Origin of the sequence: Pseudomonas sp. 21615526 (genome assembly GCF_013386245.1) — a bacterium.
Taxonomy (GTDB): domain Bacteria; phylum Pseudomonadota; class Gammaproteobacteria; order Pseudomonadales; family Pseudomonadaceae; genus Aquipseudomonas.
This window is the reverse complement of record NZ_JACAOM010000034.1, coordinates 1-4455: the sequence shown is the minus strand read 5'-3', so window position 1 is coordinate 4455 and position 4455 is coordinate 1. Positions and strand designations below refer to the sequence as shown.

The 4455-nt window shown below is 63.7% G+C and carries 4 protein-coding genes; all 4 read right to left on the bottom strand.

Annotated elements, in window-relative coordinates:
• Window positions 1-39 precede the first annotated feature (39 nt).
• The gene (locus HX786_RS12515; protein ID WP_178912153.1) at window positions 40-1380 is read right to left on the bottom strand and encodes a sorbosone dehydrogenase family protein; all 1341 of its coding nucleotides are present in this window, start codon (window positions 1378-1380) and stop codon (window positions 40-42) included.
• Between the two features lie 133 nt (window positions 1381-1513).
• Window positions 1514-2479, bottom strand: coding sequence for a pyridoxamine 5'-phosphate oxidase family protein (locus HX786_RS12510; protein WP_178912152.1), 966 nt, complete (start codon window positions 2477-2479; stop codon window positions 1514-1516).
• 2 nt (window positions 2480-2481) lie between these two features.
• On the bottom strand, window positions 2482-3381 hold the full coding sequence (locus HX786_RS12505; RefSeq protein ID WP_178912151.1) for a LysR family transcriptional regulator: 900 nt from the start codon (window positions 3379-3381) through the stop codon (window positions 2482-2484).
• On the bottom strand, window positions 3381-4298 hold the full coding sequence (locus HX786_RS12500) for a LysR family transcriptional regulator (protein WP_178912150.1): 918 nt from the start codon (window positions 4296-4298) through the stop codon (window positions 3381-3383). The genes HX786_RS12505 and HX786_RS12500 overlap by 1 nt, the downstream gene beginning before the upstream one ends.
• Between the last annotated feature and the right edge of the window lie 157 nt (window positions 4299-4455).

Genomic DNA, 4455 nt, shown 5'->3' with positions numbered 1-4455 from the left:
CTCCTACAGTGGACCGTGAGCCGCTGTAAGAGCAAAACCCTAAGGCCTTACCCGCGCCACCCGCCACACCTTGTTCCCCACATCATCCGCCACCAGCAACGCGCCCTGCCCGTCCAACGCTACACCCACCGGACGCCCCTGAGCCTCTCCATCACCATTTAAAAACCCAGTCAGGAAATCAACAGGCACACCCGACGGCTTTCCGTCCCGGAACGGAATAAACACCACCTTGTACCCCGCCTGCGGATTACGGTTCCAGGATCCATGCTCCCCCACAAATACCCCATCGGCAAACACCGCTGGCATCCCCCGCGCATCGGAAAAAGTCAGGCCCAACGGCGCAACGTGAGTCCCCAGCGCGTAGTCCGGTGCAATCGCCTGGGCGACCTTGTCCGGACGCGGCGGCTGCACCCGGCTGTCAACGTGAGCCCCGTAATAACTCCACGGCCAACCGTAGAACGCGCCGTCCCGCACCGACGTCAGGTAATCCGGCACCAGATCGCTGCCGATCTCGTCGCGCTCGTTGACCACCGTCCACAACTGCGTAGAGCCGGGTTTCCACGCCAGCCCATTGGGATTGCGCAACCCACTGGCGAACAGACGCTTCTGCCCACTGGCAAGATCCAACTCCCAGATCGCAGCACGCCCTTCCTCGGCGTCAAGCCCATTCTCACCCACATTGCTGTTGGACCCGACGGTCACATAAAGCTTGGTACCCTCAGGATTGGCCAGGACGTTTTTGGTCCAGTGATGATTGATCCCGGCGGGCAGATCAGTGACCTTCACCGGCACGGCATCGATGTGAGTCTGGCCCCGAACATAAGGCACCTTGACCACCGCATCGGCATTGCCGATATACAACTCATCCCCCACCAACGCCATGCCAAACGGCGACGTCAGCCCACCGAGAAACTCACCCTTCACCTCGGCACGCCCATCACCGTCGGCGTCCCGCAGCAGCGTGATCCGGTCGGCGCTCGGCGTATCGGCACCGACCCGCCCCATCACAAACCCCATCGCGGTACGACGCGCCCAGGCGAGCAAACCCGTGCCGCCGTCCGTGGCACCTTCAGGCATGGGCGGATGGTTACTCTCGGCTACCAGCACGTCGCCATTGGGCAAGGTGTACACCCAGCGCGGATGGTCAAGGTCCGCGGCCAACGCCGTTACCGTGAACCCATCGGGCGCCGTTGGCTGGGCATTACCGGGCCAGCCGACAGCCTTGGAAACCTTGAGTGTCGGGATCAGTGATGCAGTGGGTTCGGGCAGTTGCGGGCTTGGCCCCACACCGGCCTGAAACGGCAGTTTGGAGGAATCGCCACAGGCGCTGAGGGCAGCCGTGGCGGTGATCAGCAGCGCAAGGCGGCTTGGTGCATTCATTGGGAAACCTCGGGACAGCCCTTTATTGGGCAGGCAAAAACCCGACGGAGTATCGCGTCATTCCCCGACACCAAACACCGCCTACCGCGCAATTGAGTTTTAACTCAGTCGCACGAGTGGCTCGGCAGCACTCTCAGGCTTTCCAAGGCCCCAACGCCAGGCTGTAGGGAGAAAACCCCTCGAACTGCCAACGCAGCGCCAGCACCGCATCCCTTCGGACCACGTGTTCCACGGTCACCTTCCACAACCGCTCAGCCCCCTCGAACGTGGCCACTTCATCTCCTTCAAGAATCACCTCGGCCCGCCCGGCCACCTGCAACACATCACCCGTAGCAAAATCCACAAACAGCAAGCCCGCAACCGGGTTGACCTGCACATTGCCCAAGGTGTTGAAAAACGAGTTGCCGGTAAAATCGGGAATCGTCAGCACCTCTCCCTCCAACCGCACAAACCCACTGTTGCCGCCTCGGTGTGAAACGTCCACCGAACGCTTGGCCGCATCTCCTTCCAGGTCCACATAGCTGGCGACGAAAAACGTATCAGCGCTGCGAATCAGCGCCCGGTCAGCGTCATCGAGCGAGTTCGCGCGCCGCACAATACCTCCCGCAGCGCGCTGCCCCCGGGCCCCCGGATCCACCGCACGCAACTGGATGTACTTCGGGCAATTTCCAAACGTGTGCACCACCGCCACGGTAAATCCGTCGACGCCGGCAGCCCCAATAACCCCATTCATGCGATTACGCCGCCGCGTATTCAGGTCAATGCCCAACAGCCCGACCGACGCGCCTTGTTTCAGCCCGCTCCCGGCGGGGTCACTCTCCGCAGGCAGGCTGTCGATACGCAAGCTGTAGGGGTCCGGCGAATACGCAAACCCCGGCGTGCCCTCCAGCAGCGTGGCCCAGGGCAGCCCCTGCTCATCCACGGCCCCCACGACCAGATAGGGCAACAACTCATAAAAAGCCCGATGCTGCTCCGGCAAGTGATCCCGTATCACCTTCGCGCCGATCACCTCCATGCGCTCGGCCACGCCGGCACTTTGCTGCAACTGCCGCTCGCCGGCATGCCATGGCGAAACGGGGGACGCGTCCTGGTGATTCATGATCAAGCCCTCGGTGAATGAAACGCCGGATGTTCACGCAATGCCGCCACGCTGAAATCGACAAAACTGCGCACCCGCATCGAAGCGTTGCGCCCTTCGCGGTAGACCACATGCACCGGCAGCGGCGGCGGTTCATGGGCCTGCAATACTCGACACAGTTGCCCGCTCGCCAGGTGCTCGTGCACCGGGTAGCTCAAGCACCGGATCAACCCTGCGCCCTGCACCGCCGCATTGATCGCGCCCTGCACCGTGGTGCAACCGAGACGCGCCCGGGCCTTGATGCTGGCGCCCTGGAAATCCCACTGCACCCAATTCGAATACGCCTGGCTGGCGACCAGCCGATGCTCCTTGAGCGCCTCCGGTTGCACCGGTTCGCCATGGCTTTGCAGATAGCCGGGGCTGGCGCAGACGATGTTGCGCACATGGCCCACGGGCCGGGCAATCAGGGATGAACCGGGCAGTTCCCCCACCAGGACTGCCACGTCCAGGCCGTCTTCATTCAGGTTCGGATAATGATCGTGGTAATGGGCAAACAGGCGGACTCCGGGATAGCGCTCCAGGTAGCCGGCCAACAGCGGCGCCATCACATAACGGCTGAACAGCAACGGAAAAAACACCCGCAGGTTTCCCTCGGCCTGCGCGTGCGCACCCTGGGCAGATGCTTCGGCGGCGCTCACGCCGTCAAGGATCCGCGAACAGTCGGCCATGAACGTCGCCCCGGCTTCGGTGAGGCGAATGCCCCGGGTGCTGCGCTGTACCAATGGCACGCGCAAGCGCACCTCCAGCCGGTCAATCGCGCGGATCACAGTGGGTCCCGAGATTCCCAGGCAGCGGGCTGCCGCGGCCAGGCTCGGCTGCCGGGACAGCGCCTGGAAGATCTGCATGTCGCGATAGCGGTCCATCAGGCCGGCCGCTGCATCGATGGGTTGAGCGCAGCATCCTGCCCCAGCCGGCTGACCAGAAAATCCACGAACGTGTTGACCTTCGCCGGTACCCGGGCGTTGTTCTGGAACACCACATGGATCGGCAAGGCCGGCGGTTCGAAGTCTTGCAGGATGATTTCCAGTGCGCCTGCACGCACATCGCTGGCCACCTGATAAGACAACACTCGTGTGACGCCCCAGCCCAGCCGCGCGAGGTTGATCGCCGCGTTGTTGGCGGTGACTACCAGGCGCGGCTCAACGGCCACGCTCAACGGCTGGCCGCCTTCCCTGAACTGCCATTCGCTGACCAACTGGCTGGAAGACGACGTGACAATCTTCGCCTCACGCAGTTGCCCGGGGTGCAGTGGCCGGTGCCGCTCAAGGTAAGCCGGCGCCGCGCACACTACGCGACGCACCTCGCCGACCTTGATCGCCTGCTGGCCGGGTTCCTGCAAATGCCCGATGCGCACGGCCACATCGACGCCTTCATCGGTCATGTTGACCACACGGTCCACCAGCAAGGCGTTGATGCTGACCTGGGCAAACAGGTCCAGGTACTCCCCCAGGATTGGCGCGACGAACAACTCGCCGAACAACACCGGCGCGGTGACCGTCAGGTGCCCCCACGGGATCGAGAAGCTGCCTGCTGCCGCTTCTTCGGCCTCAGTCAACTCCGCGAGGATGTGCCGGCAATCGTCCAGGTAACGCTGGCCGGCCTCGCTCAGGTGCAGGCTGCGGGTGGTGCGCGAAAGCAACTGGGTGCCAATACGCGCCTCCATCGCGGCAATCGCGCGGGTCACGCTGGGGGGCGAGATGTTCAGGCGCCGGGCCGCCGCGGCAAAGCCCTGTTCTTCGGCGACGGCGAGGAAAATCTGCATTTCCTGGAAACGGTCCATGGGTCCCCTTAATCGAATGTGGTCCACCAAACCAGTGGCTTGGGAGCGGTTGTGGCGAGGGAGCTTGCTCCCGCTGGGCAGCGTAGCGGCCCCAAAATCCTGGGAGCGCTGCGCACTGGCGCGCCAGCCCGGTCCCGCGGGAGCAAGCTCCCTCGCC

What these genes read in the sequence shown, in the direction of transcription:
- HX786_RS12515 (WP_178912153.1), bottom strand. Translation starts at nt 1,380, where the DNA reads ATGAATGCACCAAGCCGCCTTGCGCTGCTGATCACCGCCACGGCTGCC.
- HX786_RS12510 (WP_178912152.1), bottom strand. Translation starts at nt 2,479, where the DNA reads ATGAATCACCAGGACGCGTCCCCCGTTTCGCCATGGCATGCCGGCGAG.
- HX786_RS12505 (WP_178912151.1), bottom strand. Translation starts at nt 3,381, where the DNA reads ATGGACCGCTATCGCGACATGCAGATCTTCCAGGCGCTGTCCCGGCAG.
- HX786_RS12500 (WP_178912150.1), bottom strand. Translation starts at nt 4,298, where the DNA reads ATGGACCGTTTCCAGGAAATGCAGATTTTCCTCGCCGTCGCCGAAGAA.